8 protein-coding genes and 2 pseudogenes are annotated in these 19299 nt (G+C 42.5%); all 10 read left to right on the top strand.

The genetic code is table 11. From position 1 onward, the window contains the following. Nucleotides 1–37: 37 nt before the first annotated feature. The 10 genes and pseudogenes from KSX81_RS27920 (at nt 38) to KSX81_RS27875 (ending at nt 19297) form a co-directional block, all read left to right on the top strand. Complete coding sequence (locus KSX81_RS27920) at nt 38–3247, top strand: SusC/RagA family TonB-linked outer membrane protein (protein WP_200926977.1); 3210 nt, start codon at nt 38–40, stop codon at nt 3245–3247. Between the two features lie 27 nt (nt 3248–3274). Continuing rightward, entirely contained in the window at nt 3275–4996 is a 1722-nt protein-coding gene (locus tag KSX81_RS27915; RefSeq protein WP_004296981.1) for a RagB/SusD family nutrient uptake outer membrane protein, read from the top strand. A gap of 34 nt (nt 4997–5030) precedes the next feature. Then, nucleotides 5031–6494 (top strand): Ig-like domain-containing protein, encoded by a 1464-nt coding sequence (locus tag KSX81_RS27910; RefSeq protein ID WP_004296980.1) that lies wholly within the window; start codon nt 5031–5033, stop codon nt 6492–6494. A 52-nt stretch (nt 6495–6546) separates the two neighbouring features. Then, nucleotides 6547–7812, top strand: coding sequence for an alginate lyase family protein (locus tag KSX81_RS27905; protein WP_224440800.1), 1266 nt, complete (start codon nt 6547–6549; stop codon nt 7810–7812). A gap of 93 nt (nt 7813–7905) precedes the next feature. After that, on the top strand, nt 7906–11046 hold the full coding sequence (locus KSX81_RS27900) for a glycoside hydrolase family 2 TIM barrel-domain containing protein (protein ID WP_004296978.1): 3141 nt from the start codon (nt 7906–7908) through the stop codon (nt 11044–11046). Between the two features lie 222 nt (nt 11047–11268). Next, nucleotides 11269–11382: pseudogene (locus KSX81_RS27895) on the top strand (type II toxin-antitoxin system RelE/ParE family toxin); the annotation flags it as partial. Then, nucleotides 11354–11656, top strand: coding sequence for a helix-turn-helix domain-containing protein (locus tag KSX81_RS27890; protein WP_004296976.1), 303 nt, complete (start codon nt 11354–11356; stop codon nt 11654–11656). The pseudogene KSX81_RS27895 and the gene KSX81_RS27890, both read left to right, overlap by 29 nt. Before the next feature lie 221 nt (nt 11657–11877). Continuing rightward, on the top strand, nt 11878–14709 hold the full coding sequence (locus KSX81_RS27885) for a two-component regulator propeller domain-containing protein (RefSeq protein WP_004296975.1): 2832 nt from the start codon (nt 11878–11880) through the stop codon (nt 14707–14709). 703 nt (nt 14710–15412) lie between these two features. Next, entirely contained in the window at nt 15413–15928 is a 516-nt protein-coding gene (locus KSX81_RS27880) for an RNA polymerase sigma-70 factor (protein WP_008021654.1), read from the top strand. 69 nt (nt 15929–15997) lie between these two features. After that, nucleotides 15998–19297: pseudogene (locus KSX81_RS27875) on the top strand (SusC/RagA family TonB-linked outer membrane protein). Nucleotides 19298–19299 lie beyond the last annotated feature (2 nt).

Genomic DNA, 19299 nt, shown 5'->3' with positions numbered 1-19299 from the left:
ATAAATAGTATAAATGTTAGTTTTAAATTTTATGTATATGAAAAAAAGTCTCTTCAGATTTTCATCGAGAAGGATTCTATTCTCCACGGTGATAGCCTCTGCTCTTATAGCAGGTGGCTCGCAGGCTGTCTTTGCAGATGCCGGGGAAGTGCAAGTCGTATTGCAGACTGGTACAATTAAAGGTAAAATCGTGGATTCCAATGGCGAGCCCGTTATCGGTGCTAATGTTATGGTAAAAGGCACCACCAATGGCTGTATGACTGACATTGACGGAAACTTCTCATTGAAAGATGCCAAAGGAACTTTGGTTATCTCATATATCGGTTACAAAACGGAAGAAGTTCAAGTGAAAGGCCATGAAACCAGTTTGAAGATTGTATTGAAAGAAGACTCTGAACTACTCCTGGAAGTTGTAGTGGTGGGATACGGCAGTATGAAGAAAGAGTCGTTGACAGGCTCGGTAACAGTGGTCGACCAAAAACTTTTTAAAGACAAAGGTACGGTATCCAATCCGCTTTCGGCCATGCAAGGTCAGGTGCCGGGTTTACGCATCACCCGCTCGTCGGCTGCTCCCGGTGAAGAGGGATGGGGTGTCTCAATCCGTGGTTCTGTATCGAAGAACAAGGTAGAACCTCTCTTGATTATTGACGGTGTACCTGCCAGTGGTGTGAGTGAGATAGCTCAACTCAATGCCGATGACATCGAAACCATTAACTTCCTGAAAGATGCTTCGGCTGCCATTTATGGTGCAAAAGCGGCAGGTGGTGTGATTTTGGTAACTACCAAACGTCCCGATGCCGGCAGAACCAAGGTGGAATATAGTGGTTCGGTTACACGTAAAATTGTGGGTTTGCAGCCCCGCATGATGAGTATGGACGAATGGACGGATGGTGTGCTCCAAGCCCGCTTGAATGACGGCTATGGCGAAGACGACAACTGGGTGCGCTATGCCCGTTTGGCTAAAGCGATGAAGGGGAGTTGGATTAATCTGCATGGTGGAAATAATCCCGATGAAGATCCCATTCCGGGAGGATTCCGCGGTGTGGCCGACTTTGTGTTTCATGATATGAACTGGACTGATGTGCTGTGGGGGAACGCTACTTCTACCCAACATAACCTCAGCATAAGCGGAGGTTCGGAGAAATCGACCTACCGGCTCTCGCTTGGTTATTTGAATGACCAAGGGACGCTGCAATGGGGGAACAACTCGAACGAACGCTATAACGTACGTTTATTCAACAGCTTCAAGATAAACGACCGTATCAGCTTGGAAAGCAATATGTCAGCCAGTCGTCAGCATCAGGTGGCTCCTACACAGATTGGTAGTATATTAGGCAGTAGCATACCGCAGCCAGGGTTACCGGTTTCGACCATCGATGGCAAACCGTATGCGTGGGGAGGCATTCATACTCCCAACTGGTCGGCCGAGTTGGGAGGTGACAACAAACTTGTAGTGACCACTATGAATGTGAACGAGATTTTGAAAGTGAACATATTGGATGGCCTTGATTTTCAAGGTACTTTGGGGTACTCAACGAACAATGCGGCCCGTGACGAACAGTATCTTTCAATTGATTGGTATCAATACGATGGCACACCGATTCAAAACGAGAACTCTCCCTATCCTGCAAAAGAAAAATCATCGTATACTAAAAGCTCTGCACGTACCGATAATTACACGGCATCAGCTTTTCTCACTTATAAGAAATTATTTGATGAGGCTCACGACATATCGCTTATGGGAGGTGTGCAATATGACTATGCCGCTTACGATTATAGCGGTACCAAAGCAATGGACGTGGAAGCGGCAATCGAATCGCTTAACGGTAAAGGACAAATCTACATAGACAAGGTAGACCGTTGGGAGGAAGCTATTCTCTCTTATTTCGGTCGCTTGAATTACAACTATAAGTCAAGATATATGGTAGAAGTGAATGCTCGCTACGACGGCTCTTCGAAATTCTTGCCCAAGAATCGCTGGAACTTCTTCTGGGGCGCATCAGCCGGATGGCGTATCACTGAAGAGAAATTCATGGAGAACTTGCGTGACTATGTGAATGAACTGAAACTACGTGCCTCATATGGTGAGGTAGGTAACCAAAATGGTATCGGACGCTATGACGGCATCCAACTTTACAACTACAAATCGAACAGCGGTGCTTTGTTGGGCAACTCGAAAGGAACCTATGTGGAATCTGCCGGACTGGTGAGCACTGTGCGTACTTGGGAACGTATTTACAACTATAACTTGGGTATTGACTTCGGATTCTTCAACAATCGCTTTACGGGTACGTTCGAGATCTTTAAAAAGAAAAACGATAATATGTTGGTTTCGCGTCTGCATCCCGGTGTTCTGGGCGGAACTGCTCCCAGTACGAATAGTGGTAAGTTTGAAGCCAATGGTTACGATGTTAGTTTGACTTGGCATGATAAGATAGGCAGTTTCAACTACCATGTTGGCGGTACGTTAACCTATATGACCAATAAACTCGTTGATGGAGGTAACATCGTGGTGAGCGCAGGTTATAACGAAGCTGTGAATGGCTATCCGCTCAATTCGGTATTTGGCTACCGCTATGTGGGCAAGGTACAAAACCAAGACCAACTGGACTATTACGTGGACAAATATGTGGGCAGCAACTCTATCGCCCTGCCTGCCAACTTGCGTTTGGGCGACCACATGTATGAAGATGTGAACAAAGACGGTAAACTGACACAAGATGACCTTGTATTTCTCGGTTCCGACGACCCCAAATATTCGTTCTCGTTTAATTTCGGATGCGAGTGGAAAGGATTCGATTTCAATACCGTATTCCAAGGTGTGGGCAAGCGTACCATCTATCGTGAAATCGACTCTTGGAAAGTGCCTTTCAAGGCTATTTGGCTGAACACTACCAACCAGTCGGTGGGTAATGTATGGAGTCCTGAAACTCCCAATAACCATTTTCCTACTTATTCAAACAGTAATGACATCAATAATTACAACTACATTCCCTCTACCTGGTCGGCCGATAACGGAGCTTACCTGCGTCTCAAAGAGATTGTACTTGGTTACACATTGCCAAAGGCATGGATGAATAAGAGCGGTTTCATCAGCAACTTGCGTATTTATGTATCGGGCGCCGATTTATGGGAAAAATCGTATATCACCGATGGTTGGGATCCCGAAGCCACCCGTAAGGTGGAAAACAAGCAACGCTATCCGTTTAACCGCACCGTGACTTTCGGTGTGAATGCCACATTCTAATTTTTATTCTTAATATTGAAGATAACAATGAAAAAAATAGTATATATTTTAGGAATTATTTGCGCCATGACCATGCAGTCGTGTTTAGACCTTGAGCCCAAGACGCAATTGGCGGATACCAACTATTGGAAGTCGCCCGAACACTTCAAACTTTTTGCCACCCAGTTCTATGGCTGGTCGGCCGACTTTCGATGGCTCGACGACAGTCAGCACGCCGATATTCGCTCGGATTTGTTTGCCGGCAGCACGGTGAACATCTATAGTAACGGAACGAACAGCATTCCGTCATCCGACAAGCATTATGCCGACAATTACAATCGTATTCGCCAAGTCAACACCTTGTTGCAACAGGCTGATGCGTATGAACAACAAGCCGACATTGCCATTTCAGTGGGGGAAGCCCGTTTCTTCCGTGCTTATTGTTACTTCGAGTTATTGCAGGCTTACGGTGACCTTATCATAGCCCGCACGCCGCTCGACATCGACTCGCCTGAGATGCAGAAGGCTCGCAATCCGCGTACCGAGGTGGCTGACTTCATCATTGACGACTTGAAAGAAGCCGCTAAACTATTGCCCGTTGATAAGGCTATCAGCAGCAGCGATGAAGGTCGCCTTTCCAGCGAAGCCGCTTTGGCGTTTCTTTCGCGTGTAGCCCTTTACGAAGGTACATGGGAGAAATTTCATAATGGCGGTCAAAATACCGAACGTACAAAAGATTTGCTCAATACCGCAGCACAGGCGGCTCATGATGTAATGGCGGGCGGAGCATTCGAGCTTTTTGCTCCTCAAGAATTGGGAACGGAAGCCTACAAGTATCTCTTTATCTTGGAGAATGAAAAGTCAAACCCTGCCAATATCAATAAAACAGGTAATAAAGAGTATATCTTTACCCGCCGCCACGACCCTGTTATCAATTCTATTGGTTTCAACATTACACAAGGGCGTTTGGGCAATGCCTTGTACGTTACTCGCAAAATGGCTAATATGTATCTGCAAAGCAATGGGTTACCCATCAATCCCCAAACGTGGAATTACACGAAAGTGGATGATGAATATAAAAATCGCGACAACCGCATGAACAATCAGCTTATGGTGCCCGGACAGACTTATTGGGGTACAAATGGCGGACGCATTGATTGGAGCGGCGATGCTGCCGAAATAGCCAATGCCTCGCATAGGAACTTCATGCCTCAAACCGGTACGGGCTACTTTCCCCACAAGTGGTGCAGCGAACGTGACGGAGTGCCCACCGGTATGGAAGCTTACGACTTCCCCGTCATCCGCTATGCCGAGGTGCTGCTGAACTATGCCGAAGCTGTGTTTGAACGCGATGGACAAATATCAGATGAAGACTTGGCTATCAGCTTGAACTTGACACGTAAACGCATTAACCCCGAAATGCCTGACTTGACTAACGACTTTGTCACGGCAAATAATTTGGATATGCGCACAGAGATTCGTCGTGAGCGTACCATCGAGTTTTTCGATGAGAATTTCCGCATTGATGATCTGAAACGTTGGAAGACGGCCGAAGACGAAATGCCGATGAATCTCACCGGTGTGAAGTGGAAAGATACTGATTTTGAAAGCAGATGGCCCGATGCTTCTTTTAAAGACAAAGATGGTGAAGGCTGCATTATTCACGAAAAAGGACGCAACTGGCACGAAAAGCATTACTTGTTGCCGCTGCCCACTGACCAACTCAAGCTGAACTCCAACTTGAAACAAAATCCGGGTTGGAACCAATAATCCATTCATTATTCATTTATAAAGTAATCGAATTATGACATACAAAAACATACTTCAAAAGGGTGCATTTGCAACACTGTTGGCGGGTGCCTTGGTGGTGACCGTTTCGTGCAACGATGACGATGTATCCCCCGTTTTAGAAGAGAGAGTGCTCGTTAAGGAAATCAACCTTGAGGTGACTCCCGAACTGCCTCTGCTGATAGGCACTGATACTTTGATAAAATATACCGTAGGCCCGGATGAGGCTTTCAACAAAGAGGTGGTATGGAAATCGACTGTGCCCGATGTGGCTACCGTAGATGCCGAAGGACGCATCACTGCAGTGAAGGCCGGTAATACGGTCATTTCGGCCAAACCGGTTGTAGGCTATTCTGCCACTTCGACCATCAATGTGAAGGTGGTAAACGAAATCATTCACATCACTGATATCAGTCTTACTAATGAAGAGCTTGAAGTGTTTGTTACCTCGACTCTGCCGCTCATTTGGCAGACTACTCCGGTCGATCCCACTTACCCCGGAGTGATTTGGAAAAGCCTTACTCCCGATAAAGCCACCGTCAATGAAAAAGGCGAGGTGAAAGGTGTGGCCGAAGGAACGGCACGCATACAAGTCACCGCTACTGACGACAAACATTTCACAAAAGTGTTTGAGATTAAGGTGAAGCCTATTATTTATATCGAAAGTATGGAATTCGTGAAGGATACCGATAAGCTGGCTTTAGGCGAAACCTATACTCCGCAGATGAATGTAACGCCGGCAGACGCTACGCTGTCGTACATCGCATGGGAAAGCAGCAAGCCCGATGTTGTAGAGATTGACGAAAAAGGCCGGTTTGTGGCGAAGGCTTACGGCAATGCCGTGATTACTGCTTTGGCAGACTATGGCGACGGTAAACCTATCAAAGCTACGATGAGTATCAATGTGAGTGAGGGATTGATGAACGACCAATTTACCATTGAGAACATCTGGCAACCATTCGGCAATTTCAATCATCGAGAATTTGAATGGATGGAGAACGACGGAGTACTTCGCATATTACCCGGTGACGATAAGGCTTACAAGGCTGTGCGCATTTGTCGTACCGGAGGATTTGGGTTCAACGTAACCAACTATCCCATCTTGGCCTTTAAAGTGAAATTCCCCGAAAATGTGTTCGAAGCATCAACAAGCATAGAGTGGTATCTCGACATTTGGGGTGGAAGCGGCATTACCGTAGCCGGTAAATATGGCGAAGATACCGATAAAGGAAAAAACGCCATGACTGTGGCAGATTGTGGCGAATACAAAGTATTCTACGCCGACTTTACGAAGAAATTCCTCGGCAAGAATCAACAGTATATGCCTACTGCATTGACGAAGTACGACACGGTGGAACTTCAATTTTGGAAAATATGGTATGAAGCCAGCGAAACTGGCAGTATCTATGTGGATTGGGTGAAGACCTTCGAATCGGAACAGGAACTGAAAGATTTGATTAAAGCTGAAAAAGCCGAATAATGGTAGCCGACTTCTCAGAAACTGATTGAATAACAAAATGAATATTGAATATATGAAAAATTTGATTTATACCTTCGTGGGCAGCATGGCACTTGTGTTGCTGACCGGCTGTAGTGCTGAGTTCGAGAACGGAACTCCCGAACCATGGCAACGCGAAATCAACCCCAATGAAAATTATGAGTACACCATCAAGCACCCTTGTCTGGTGAACACCGAAGCCGATTTTGAACGTGCACGCCGTAAAGTGAATGAAGGCGCCGAACCTTGGATTAGTGGTTGGCAAAAATTGTGCGACAGCCGATTTGCCCAACTGAATTATAACTCAAATCCGCAAGAAGAAATTGTGCGCCACTCAAAAGGCGGAAACTTCAATACGGCTGCTTTTGATGCCGGTGCCGCTTATCAGTTGGCTTTACGCTGGAAAATTTCGGGAGATGAAGATTATGCGAAAGCGGCTATTAAAATTCTGAACGGATGGGCTAAAACTTGTAAAGGGGTGAACTATAAAACGTGGCCTGACGACAGCCATCGCCTGCTTGCTGCCGGATTTATCGGTTACCAGTTTGCTGCTCCCGCTGAACTGATGCGCGACTACGAAGGCTGGAAAACCGAGGATTTCGAAATCTTCAAGAAATGGATAGATAAAACTTTCTATCCTATCTGCGACGATTTCTTAGATAACCACTTTAACTCTTCAGCCATTGCAGGTTGGATGAGTTGGGATCTGCCCGCCATGCTCACCATTCTTTCTATCGGCGTGCTGAATGATGACGATGCTAAGATTAAACAAGCCCTGGAGTTTTTCTACCACGGAAAAGGTATGGGCTGTATCGAGTGGTCGGTGAGAGGTATGCACGAAGACCCGGAAGGAAAAGTGAAAGGCAGACATTTGGCACAGAGCCAGGAGATGGGACGCGACCAGGGGCACGCCACTCTCAATGTCGGTTTGCACGCTTACTTCTGCCGTACGGCTTATAACATGGGTATCGACCTTTTTGCCTACAACGACAACATTGTTCTCGACCTCTGCGAATATACGGCTAAGTATAACTTGACTTCGGCTGAAGATGTAGAAATGCCTTTCGAACCTTACTATCACCCCAAATATGGTTGGCACGAGAAGGTGTCGGCCGAGGCTAAGGGGCGTGCCCGTCCGGGATGGGAACTCCTCTACAACCATTATGCCAAGGTGAAAGGTATGAATGCACCCTATTCTCAAGCCTTTGCCGAAAAGGAACGCCCCGAAGGATATGGTGAGCGTGGAACTGCTGAAGCCGGCGATTTGGGATTTGGGACATTATTATATACTGAAGAATAACTTTTGAGTTTTCCGGCTGATTTCAAGGAGTTAAGAGGTTAGACTTCTTAACTCCTTGATACTACTCTGTGAAACCTTCACAACTCTTTCCTTATGATAAATAGATTATTTCCTACCTTATTATTCTTTATCTGCTTCTTTTATAGTTTGCCTCAAACGGCAAAGGCGCAAAACAACGAGTGGGAAAATCCCGCCAAATATGAGTGGAACAAAGAGAGGCCACATGCTGACTTTCGTCTCTACGAACAGGCAGAGGATGCAGTGAACGACAAACCCCGAAAATCGTCTTGGCAACATTCGTTGAATGGTGTGTGGAAGTTTATCTATGCCCCTACTATAGCAGCGAGCATAAAAGATTTTTATCGGATAGATTTACCCGACAGTAATTGGGATACAATAACAGTTCCTTCTAACTGGGAAATCCAAGGATTCGGTGAACCGATAATCCGCAACATTCAGTATGTATTTTCATCCAATCCACCTTATATTGACGTAGACAATCCTGTGGGTACCTATCGGCGCACATTTACGGTTCCTCGAAACTGGCAGGAGCGCGAAGTATTTCTGCACTTCGGCTCCATTAGCGGCTATGCCCGCATTTATGTGAACGGGCAGCAAGTCGGAATGACCAAAGCTTCCAAAACACCGGCTGAATTTAATGTGACGAACTATCTGAAAGAAGGAGAAAATTTACTGGCAGTACAGATTTATCGCTGGCATGATGGCAGCTATATGGAAGACCAGGATTTTTGGCGACTGACCGGGATTGAACGTGATGTATTCTTGCAAGCTTACCCTAAACTGACTATTTGGGATTTTTTCTTAAAATCAAGTTTGGATAGTACATATAAGAATGGTATATTCAATGCTACCGTAGATTTGCGTGAATTTACAGGTAATAATGTAAAAAAAGGAACACTCAAACTGGAATTATTGGATAAAACCGGCAAAATAGTTTTGTCACAACAAAAGAAATTTGACATAGAAGATGAGTTTACCCAATTAGCTTTTTCGGGCGTCATTAAGAATGTATCCAAATGGAATGCTGAAAAGCCATCTCTTTATGATTGTGTCATCACACTTTGGGATGATAAAAACAAGCAGCTTGCAGTTACTGCCTGTAAGACCGGTTTCAGAAAGATAGAAATAAAGAATGCTCGATTATTGGTGAATGGTGTTCCGACTTATATAAAAGGCGTGAACCGTCATGAGCATAATGACAGCTTGGGGCACGTCCAAACTCGCGAAATTATGATGAATGACCTGAAATTGATAAAACAACTGAATATGAATGCTGTTCGTACCAGTCATTATCCCAATCATCCGTTGTTTTATAAATTATGTGACCAATATGGCATTTACATTATAGATGAAGCCAATATTGAAACCCACGGAATGGGCTCAGTTCCTTATTTCAAAGATACCATTCCGCATCCTGCTTATCGTTCCGAATGGTATGCGGCTCATGTAGACCGTATCACCCGTATGGTGGAAAGAGATAAAAATCATCCGTGCGTCATAGGCTGGTCGTTAGGGAATGAATGTGGTAATGGAATCGTATTCCATGATGAATATAAACGTCTGAAAGAATATGACCCAAGTCGTTTTGTGCAATTCGAACAGGCTTGGGAGGACTGGAATACAGATATTGTATGTCCGATGTATCCCAATATGTGGAAAATAACGGAATATGCCAAGTCCGGTAAACAGCGCCCCTTTATCATGTGTGAGTATGCCCATGCCCAGGGGAATAGTAATGGTAACTTCAAAGACCTTTGGGATGTTATTTATGACAGTCCAAATTTGCAAGGTGGTTTTATTTGGGACTTTATGGATCAAGGGTTTAAAATGAAGACAGAACCGGGAGACGGACGCATCTACTGGACGTACAATGGAAAAATGGGAAGTTATAAATGGCTGGAAGATAGGAAAGGGGAATTAAATACAGGAACCGACGGCTTAATTTCTGCTAATGGCATTCCCAAACCACAAGCGTATGAAGTAAAGAAAGTCTATCAGTACATTCAGTTTAACGCGAAAGATTTGAGTAAAGGGATTGTTTCAATCAGGAATCGTTATGATTTTACCAATCTGAATGAATATGCTTTTACTTGGGAAGTATATAAGAACGGAGAGAAATTCTCTACAGGAAATTTCAATGTTGAATTAAAACCTCATGCGGAAAAAGAGGTACGATTGAATCTTCCAGTCATTCCGGAAGATGGAAATGAATATTTTCTCAACCTCTATGCCTATACAAAGGTTGCTACCGATTTAATTCCTGTACATTATGAAGTGGCTAAGGAACAGATAAAGCTAAATAGAGGCAGTTTCTTTGCTTCTCTTTCGGCTTGTTCGGGTAAGTTGTCTTATGAAACGAAAGACAATGTTTTATCTTTTCAGTCGGATGCCGTCTCCGGTAAGATTGATTTGAAAAAAGGAGTGCTGTTTAATTATAGCATAAACGGCAAACAACCCATTAAGCAATATCCGGAACCGGCTTTTTGGCGTGCTCCGGTTGATAATGATTTCGGGAATAAAATGCCCTGGTTGGCAGGTGTCTGGCGGACAGCGCATGTGAACCGTTATGTGAAGAACGTGGTTATAGAGGAAAAGAACGAAAAAGAATTGTCCATAAAAATTGATTGGATATTAAGTGACATTCAAGTTCCTTACACGATAGAATATTTGATACGTAATAATGCATCTATTATTGTGACAGGAAGTATTGACTTGACAGGAACGAGACTTCCTGAACTTCCTCGCTTCGGTATGCGGATGGAATTGCAACAACCCTATGAAAATCTGACTTATTATGGTAGGGGACCTTTTGAAAACTACATCGACCGTTATTCAAGCTCGTTCATCGGGCGATATGAGGATAAAGTCGACAATCAGTTCTATTGGTATATACGTCCACAGGAAACCGGAAATAAAACGGATGTTCGTTGGCTGGCTTTATTGAATAGTGAAGGAGAGGGAGTGAAGATTACAGGTCTGCAACCTATCGCATTTTCCGCTCTGCATTTCTCACCGGAAGACCTTGACCCCGGTTTGACCCGCAAATTGCAGCATACCATTGATATTGTTCCGCAAAAGAATATTTTCCTGCATGTTGATTTGAAGCAATGCGGATTAGGCGGTGATAATAGTTGGGGGATGTATCCACACAATAAATATCGTTTGCTTGATAAAAAATATGTTTATAGCTATATGATTGAATTGATAGACTGATAAATAATTAGAATAGCATAGAGATAATGGAAATGTGATTGATAAGTATTGCGCTATGGGTTCTCCACATTCTCCTAATCGGGAAGAGACAGAACTACTGAAACGGGAAGGATGGAGTACGGCAAAAGAAATGATTATAGTCTTTTTTACTGTTAAAATCTAACGCCAGGTTGCATAATTGTACAACTTGGCGTATATTTGTAATATGAAACGTAAGATTATGTCTTATTCAATGGCTTTCAGAAAAAGAGTCAGAAGACACCATCAGGAGAGATAGAAAAGGCGTTAAAAATAAAGGAGGCTTATTATGGAGACAAACAATCATCAAATCGTTGATTACAGTGCTGTGTTAGAAGCACAGTATGGAGCACTGGGCACTCCTGAACGTGCGAAGTTTGACGAAGAAGCTTATGCTTTTTATACGAGTCAAATACTTTTGGATGCGCGAAAGAATGCCAGATTGACGCAGGAAGAGCTTGCAAAACGTATCGGTGCCAACAAATCATACATCTCACGCATTGAGAAAGGCATTACAGTTCCGAGTGTTGCTACTTTCTATCGTATCATAAATGCTTTAGGATTAACGATTGAGCTTAAACCTGCTTTATGATTTAGGTTATTTTGCAATAATAAAAAGTCCCATTCCATTTATTTGGTTCGGGACTTTTGTTTTTATTTGGATTGTATTGAGTAAATTATTTACCCCCTTCGTATTTAGTTATGTACATATAGAGAATACGAAGGGGCTACTTTTTTAAAAAAGGAATGTGCTCTTTTGGAGATTTTTATGTATGTTTGTCACATGTTTAATATGAAAGGAAGCAGTTGTAAGTGAAGAACACGATTAAATATCTGATTCTTATATTAATATATTTGGCTTGTGGGGGTAATCTACAAGCCCAAAACTATACATTCCGTAATGTCGTCATGTCCGACGGGCTATCCGGACTGTTGGTGAATGCCATTTATAAAGATTCCGAAGGTTTTGTATGGTTGGGGACGGATAATTGCCTCGACCGTTTTGATGGTGTGAAAGTGCGCCATTTTGAATTCCGTGGCATTGAGTCGGGAAGAAAGAAACGGGTAAACAGTGTTACGGAAACATCCAATAAACAACTTTGGGTGGGAAACGGAATCGGGCTTTGGCGGTTGAATCGCCCAAACAGCCAATTGGAAAGGATTGTCCCCGAAAAGATAGACTTTGCCGTCAATACGTTACTGGCCGATGGAGATATTCTTTATATCGGCACAGAGAAAGGCTTATTCATTCATAAAGACGGTCAGTTGCTTCAAGTCTTGACAGACCGGAATATGCTTGCCGCCTGTAACAGAATCATGGATATTTGTCTGAATGAAGATAAAACGGTATTATGGTTGGCCACGGTACAGGGATTGTTCTCTTATTCACTGAAAGACGGCAAGATTGATTCCTGGCATTTTCAGGAGAATGTGCCCGAAGCCGATTATTTCCGTTGCCTTACTCGTATCGGCGAAACGCTCTATCTCGGTACAATGAGCCAAGGTGTAGTACGTTTCGATATAAAGAAGGAATCATTCTCTCATGCGGTATCTTTGGGGTGCGATGTCATTTCCGATATTTCCAGCGATGGTAAAGGGACTGTGTATATAGCTACTGACGGCAATGGCGTACACTTCCTTTCACACAAAGACCAACAAGTGACACGTCGTTTTTACCATGATGTCAATGATAAGGAAGGAATTCGCAGTAATTCTATTTATTCCTTACTTATAGATGATAGAGGTGCCGTCTGGGTGGGGCATTTTCAGGCAGGACTGGATTATTCACTCTATCAGAACGGCCTTTTCCGTACGTATGATTATCCACCTTTGTTTAATTCGGCCAATCTTTCCATCCGTTCTTTTGTAAACAAAGGGCAAGAGAAGGTCATCGGTTCGCGTGACGGCTTGTTTTATATAAACGAAGCTACCGGAGTAGTGAAGAGTTTTGTAAAACCCGTCTTGACCTCGGATTTGATACTGACAATCTGCTTCTATCAAGGAGAATATTACATCGGTACGTATGGTGGCGGTATGATGGTATTGAATCCGGAAACGCTGTCTCTGAAATATTTTGCCCAAGGTGATACGGAGCTTTTCCAGAAAGGACATATCTTCTGTGTGAAACCGGATGCCAAAGGAAATCTTTGGATAGGTACTTCGCAAGGGCTGTTCAGCTATAACGGACAGACAAAGCAGATAAAGAGCTTCACCAGTGCCAACTCCCAACTGCCGGAAGGCAATGTGTATGAAGTCAGTTTTGACTCTACCGGCAAAGGATGGATTGCTACCGAAACCGGTATGTGTATTTACGACCCGGCTTCCCAAAGTTTGCGTTCCAATGTCTTTCCCGAAGGATTCGTGAATAAAGATAAGGTTCGTACTATCTACGAAGATGCTGAACACAACCTCTATTTTATCCGTGAGAAAGGAAGCCTGTTTACATCCACTTTAACGATGGACCGTTTCCAGAACCGCTCTATCTTTTCTACTCTTCCGGACAACTCGCTAATGTCTGTTATAGAAGATAACCAAGGCTGGTTGTGGGTGGCTTGCAATGACGGGTTATTGCGTATCAAAGAAGAGGGAGAGGAATATGATGCTTTCACTTTCAATGATGGAGTGCCGGGACCAACTTTTACGAATGGAGCTGCTTATAAAGATGAAAAAGGACTATTGTGGTTTGGTAACACTAAAGGACTGATTTATGTCGATCCGAAACGTGTGGACGAGGTGCGTGGCAAGGTCCGTTCGATCGTATTTACTGACATATTAGCTAATGGTGTCCCTTTTACCAGCTCCTCTTTGAAATACAATCAGAATAATTTGACTTTCTGTTTCACAGACTTTGCTTATGGTCTCCCATCTGCCTTACTATATGAATATCGACTGGAAGGAGTGGACAAGGACTGGAAATTATTGGCTGCACAGAACGAAGTTTCTTATTACGGACTTTCTTCCGGGACTTATACTTTTCGTGTACGTCTTCCGGGAAATGAGCAATCCGAAGCTAGCTGTCAAGTGACGGTATGCCCTATGATACCTTGGTGGGGATGGGGACTTTCCGTTTTATTAATCGTAGGAATTATAGCCTTTATACGGTATTATGTCTGGAAACGTATGCGTCGTTTGCTTGTTTCTTCTGCTTCGCCGGTTGTGGTATCATCAGCAGAGGAGGAGATACAACAAAGAGAACAGTCTGTAGAACAACATCCGGAAGTAAATTCAGAACAACAACCTTCCGTTGTTGAAGAGAAATATAAGACCAATAGACTGACCGAAGAGGAATGTAAAGAACTTCATAAAAAACTGGTGGCTTATGTGGAGAAAGAAAGGCCATATATCAATCCCGATTTGAAGATGGGTGACCTGGCTTCTGCATTGGATACTTCTTCACATTCATTATCGTATCTTTTGAACCAGTATCTTAATCAGTCCTACTATGATTTTATCAACGAATATCGCGTTACCCAATTCAAAAAGATGGTAGCGGATAGCCAATATTCCCGCTATACTTTGACTGCACTGGCAGAACTTTGTGGATTCAGTTCGCGTGCCTCCTTCTTCCGCTCATTCAAAAAGAGTACGGGAGTTACTCCGAATGAATACATCCGTAGTATCGGCGGAACAGCCAAAGAAGAGTAACTTTCCGACTTATTATCCCTGAAATCTATTTTGCATCCATATTACCTTCACCCTTCACTTCTCCCTGTTCATCGGGGTTAGAGGGTGAACCCTGCCCTTTCACTTGGTGAACCCCTTCTCTTTTATTCTTTTCCTATTTCCAATCTGTTATTAGATAAGTTCTTCTTCTCCCTATCTAAACTTCCTTTTCCTTAATTGCAAAGTTGTTTTTTATAGGAAGCAAACTTTAAATGCAAGTTTTGTTTTTATAATCAAAGCTTGCATTTATAAAAACAAAACTTGCATTTATATAATCAGAACTTTCATTTATAGTTTATCATTAACCAAAAGCAACTTTGCAACAAGGGCAAAACAAGTTTATCATTAATGAAAAGGAACTTATCTCTTAATGTCCTGCATCATCATTAGCCTGAATGTAAGATGAAGGAAAGGCCAAAATGGTGAAGAAAGGGAGTAAAGAGGTGAAGGGGGTGAAAGCAAATGGGTATAAGGAGAGCGAAAATACATTGTTTTTTAGTAAATAGAGTATCAAATTATAAAATGAGACTCTGTTTGTTGTGAATGTAACTTCTTGATATATAATGATATATATGCAAATAAGTCTATCTGGATTCTTGGAGATTACTCTGTCCTGTTTTCGAGCTGTTATATCCAAAATCACCTCTATATTTGCATCGTGATCAAAACCGAAAAAGATAGTATTATGGAGACAACAGCTAACACTTCCGACAACATTATCACCCGTTCTTATGAAGAATATTATCAGGTGATTCTTACCTATATTACTTATCGTATCACTCATCGCTACGAAGCGGAGGATCTAACCCAGGATGTATTTGTACGTCTGCTGGACTACAAGCAAATGCTCCGTCCGGACACAGTGAAATATTTCTTGTTCACCATTGCCCGCAATATCGTAATCGACTATATCCGTCGTTATTATAAGAAACAGGAGATAGACAGCTACATCTATGATACTATGTCCACTTCTACCAATGAAACCGAAGAAAAAATTATCGGTGATGATTTAATGACAATGGAACGGACCCGCTTGGCTGCTATGCCCGAACAACGTCGGTTAATTTATACATTGAACCGCTTCGAAAATAAAACGTCTCCGGAAATCGCAAATGAACTGAATTTAAGCTGCAGGACGGTGGAAAACCATCTGTTTCTGGGACGTCGTGAAATGCGCGAGTTTTTCCGGAATTGTATATAATCTTATTCATTAATAAATAACCCTTTGTGCTTATGGAAAAGGAGTCAGAATTTACAAAGAGGTACTTGTATGCCTCACCTTATTTTAGAGAACAAAAATTTAATACTATTTTTAAACCTCAAATTTAATTTTATGAAACGAAGAGGATTAATATTTAATTCGCGACCTAACAAAACAGCGGTGTTTGCGTTAGGATTAATGCTGGGACTTTGTCCTGTTTCAAAGGCGTGGGCCGATACAAACATGAAAGATAGTCAAGTAGTGGCATAGGCTCAAAAGAAAGTGAAAGGTCAAGTCGTTGATGCAACAGGCGAACCATTGATTGGTGTGAATATTACTGTAATAGGAGGAACAGAAGGAACTATTACGGATATTGACGGAAATTATACGATTGGTGTACCTGCTGGAGCTAAGTTGAAATTCAGCTATATTGGTTATAAGGATCAAATTATAGATGTGGCTGCGCAAACTGTGATAAATGTAAAATTGCAGGAAGATAGCGAAGTGTTGGACGAAGTTGTGGTAGTGGGATACGGTTCACAAAAAAAGGAGACATTGACTGGTGCTGTAACAGTGGTATCTGATAAAATGTTGAAGAATAAAGGAACGATGTCAAGTCCGTTACAGGCAATGCAAGGTCAGGTTCCGGGTGTTACGATCACTCGCAATTCGGCAGCTCCGGGAGATGAGAGCTGGGGCTTGAAATTGCGTGGTTCTGTTTCTGCAAATAATGCGGAGCCATTGATCGTTATTGACGGAGTTGCTTATGATGGTGTAAATGCACTGCGTAATATCAACCCTTCTGATATTCAGTCTATCAATTTTCTGAAAGATGCATCGGCTGCTATTTATGGTTCCCGGGCTGCAGGTGGTGTGGTATTGGTAACCACTAAGCAGGCAAAGGAAGGAAAAGCGAGAATAGAATATAGCGGTTCATACACTTACAAGATGGTGGGATTGCAGCCGGAGTTGATGACTATGAACGAGTGGGCAAATGCAGTGTTACAGACTTGTCAGAACGATGGTCAGCCGGATTCTTACTCATGGGTGAAATATGCGAAAATGGCATTGGCTAATGAAGGTAAATACATTGATTTGGATCACAGTGCAAATCCTTTCGCTCCCAGCTATTCAGATGTAATGGATTTCGTGTTCATGGATACCAACTGGCAAGACGTGTTGTTCGGCAATTCTTATTCTACGCAACATGACTTAGCTGTTTCCGGAGGTACAGAAAAGAATTTATATCGCTTGTCCGTAGGGTATATGTATGATGACAGTAACTTGAAGTGGGGAAATAATAACAATCAGCGTTTCAATCTTCGTTTGACTAATAAACTGAAAGTCTTTGATAACTTTTCTATTGAATCTGTGATAGCCTATAACCGCCAGGATCAGGTGGCTCCTTCACAACTGAATAGAACATTGACTTCCAGTTATCCGCAACCGGGACTTCCGGCTTCTACGATTGATGGAAAACCTTATTCGTGGGGAACTTGGTTGTCACCGATTTGGTTTGCCGAACTGGGTGGAGATAATAAACTGAAAGTATCTGAAATTAATATCAGTGAGAAATTCACTTACAATATTAATAAACATCTGGATGTAGTAGCAAATCTCGGTTATAACTCCGGAGTAGCTTCACGTGATATAAAGAAGATGGCTATTACTTCTTATAATTATGCGGGAACCAAGATAAACACCAAGGCCGACGGTTACAAACAGGAAGAGTCGTCTTACGAGAAAACAAGTTCACGTACAGACTTCTATTCTATGGCAGGTTATGTTGATTATCACAATACATTTGCGCAGCATCATAATGTAAGTGCAATGGTTGGTACTCAATATGAATTGAAAGAATATGATTATTTTGGTGTATCGGTGAAAGATATACAGAACTCGTTGGAAACTGTAAATGGGGCAGGTCTGGTAAATCTGACAGATAAACATGGTACGAAGTGGCATGAGGCTGTGATGTCCTACTATTCTCGTTTAAATTATAACTATAAGTCAAAATACTTATTGGAAGTAAATATGCGTTATGATGGTTCTTCCAAGTTTAAACCGGAAAATCGCTGGGACTTCTTTTATGGAATATCCGGTGGATGGCGTATTACGGAAGAGGCGTTTATGAAGAACATCAAATGGTTGAATGATTTGAAAATCCGTCTTTCTTATGGTGAAGTTGGTAACCAGAGTGGTATTGATCGATATGATGGTACACAATTCTATAAATTTGAATCTCAAAGCGGAGCCTATATCGGTCCTAACAAAGGCACTATCATAGATACGAATGGTAAAATCGCTTCTCTGGGACGTGAATGGGAACGCATTAAGAATTATAACTTAGGATTGGATTTTTCCTTGTTCAATTCCCGTCTGACAGGTACTGCCGAAGTATACATGAAATGTAATGATAATATGTTGATTAATGTTTCTTATCCGGGAGTTCTGGGTGATAACGCAGGTATGTCAAACAATGGAAAATTTAGATCACATGGATGGGAAGTCATGGTAAACTGGTCTGATAAGATTGGAAAAGACTTCACTTATCATGTAGGAGGTACTTATTCTTTTAATACGAATAAACTGACGGATATTGGTGCAGTTTCAGTTCTGAAATCCGGTTTTGTTGATAAACAGCAAGGTTATCCGTTGAATAGTATTTTTGGTTTGCGTTATGCCGGCAAAGCACAGACAGAAGAAGAACGTCAAAAATATCTATATCGCTTCCTGACTGGTAATACTATCGGACTGACAGAACAAAACTTCCGTTTGGGAGATAATATGTACGCTGACGTAAATAATGACGGCAAACTGGATCAGAATGATATTGTTTATTTAGGTACAGATGATCCGAAAATCTCTTTCTCTTTTAATGTAGGAGCAGAATGGAAGGGATTTGATTTATCATTGGTTTTCCAGGGTGCTGCTCAACGTACAATCTTCCGTACGGGAGATAATAATGGTAATGAGATTTGGCGTATACCGATGAAAGCATTATATCTGAACACTTCGAATCAATCGGTAGGTAACACGTGGAGTCCCGAAAACCGAGGTGCTTATTATCCGACATATAGTAATAAGAATGAAATCAATGACTACAACTATCAGGCTTCTTCCTGGTCAGTGGAAGATGGTTCTTACATTCGTCTGAAAAATGTGACATTGGGATATAATGTACCTTCTGCCTTTTTAGCTAAAACGAAAGCAATTAGTTCTTGTCGTGTATATGTAGCAGGTGCTGATCTTTGGGAATATTCTAAAATTAACGACGGATGGGATCCGGAGGCTAGCCGTAAGGTATCAGCAGCAGGACGTTTCCCCTTTGTCCGTACAGTGACTTTCGGATTAAATCTAACTTTTTAATG

The sequence above is a fragment of the Bacteroides sp. MSK.18.37 genome (genome assembly GCF_019129155.2).
In the GTDB taxonomy this organism is placed as follows: Bacteria; Bacteroidota; Bacteroidia; order Bacteroidales; family Bacteroidaceae; genus Bacteroides; species Bacteroides ovatus.
Note: the sequence above shows the minus strand (reverse complement) of the source record. Positions and strands in the feature narration are given on the sequence as shown.

Excerpts from the sequence above, each read along its gene's own strand:
- KSX81_RS27920 (WP_200926977.1), top strand. The coding sequence starts at position 38 with ATGAAAAAAAGTCTCTTCAGATTTTCATCGAGAAGGATTCTATTCTCC.
- KSX81_RS27905 (WP_224440800.1), top strand. The coding sequence starts at position 6,547 with ATGAAAAATTTGATTTATACCTTCGTGGGCAGCATGGCACTTGTGTTG.
- KSX81_RS27910 (WP_004296980.1), top strand. The coding sequence starts at position 5,031 with ATGACATACAAAAACATACTTCAAAAGGGTGCATTTGCAACACTGTTG.
- KSX81_RS27900 (WP_004296978.1), top strand. The coding sequence starts at position 7,906 with ATGATAAATAGATTATTTCCTACCTTATTATTCTTTATCTGCTTCTTT.
- KSX81_RS27915 (WP_004296981.1), top strand. The coding sequence starts at position 3,275 with ATGAAAAAAATAGTATATATTTTAGGAATTATTTGCGCCATGACCATG.
- KSX81_RS27880 (WP_008021654.1), top strand. The coding sequence starts at position 15,413 with ATGGAGACAACAGCTAACACTTCCGACAACATTATCACCCGTTCTTAT.
- KSX81_RS27890 (WP_004296976.1), top strand. The coding sequence starts at position 11,354 with ATGGAGACAAACAATCATCAAATCGTTGATTACAGTGCTGTGTTAGAA.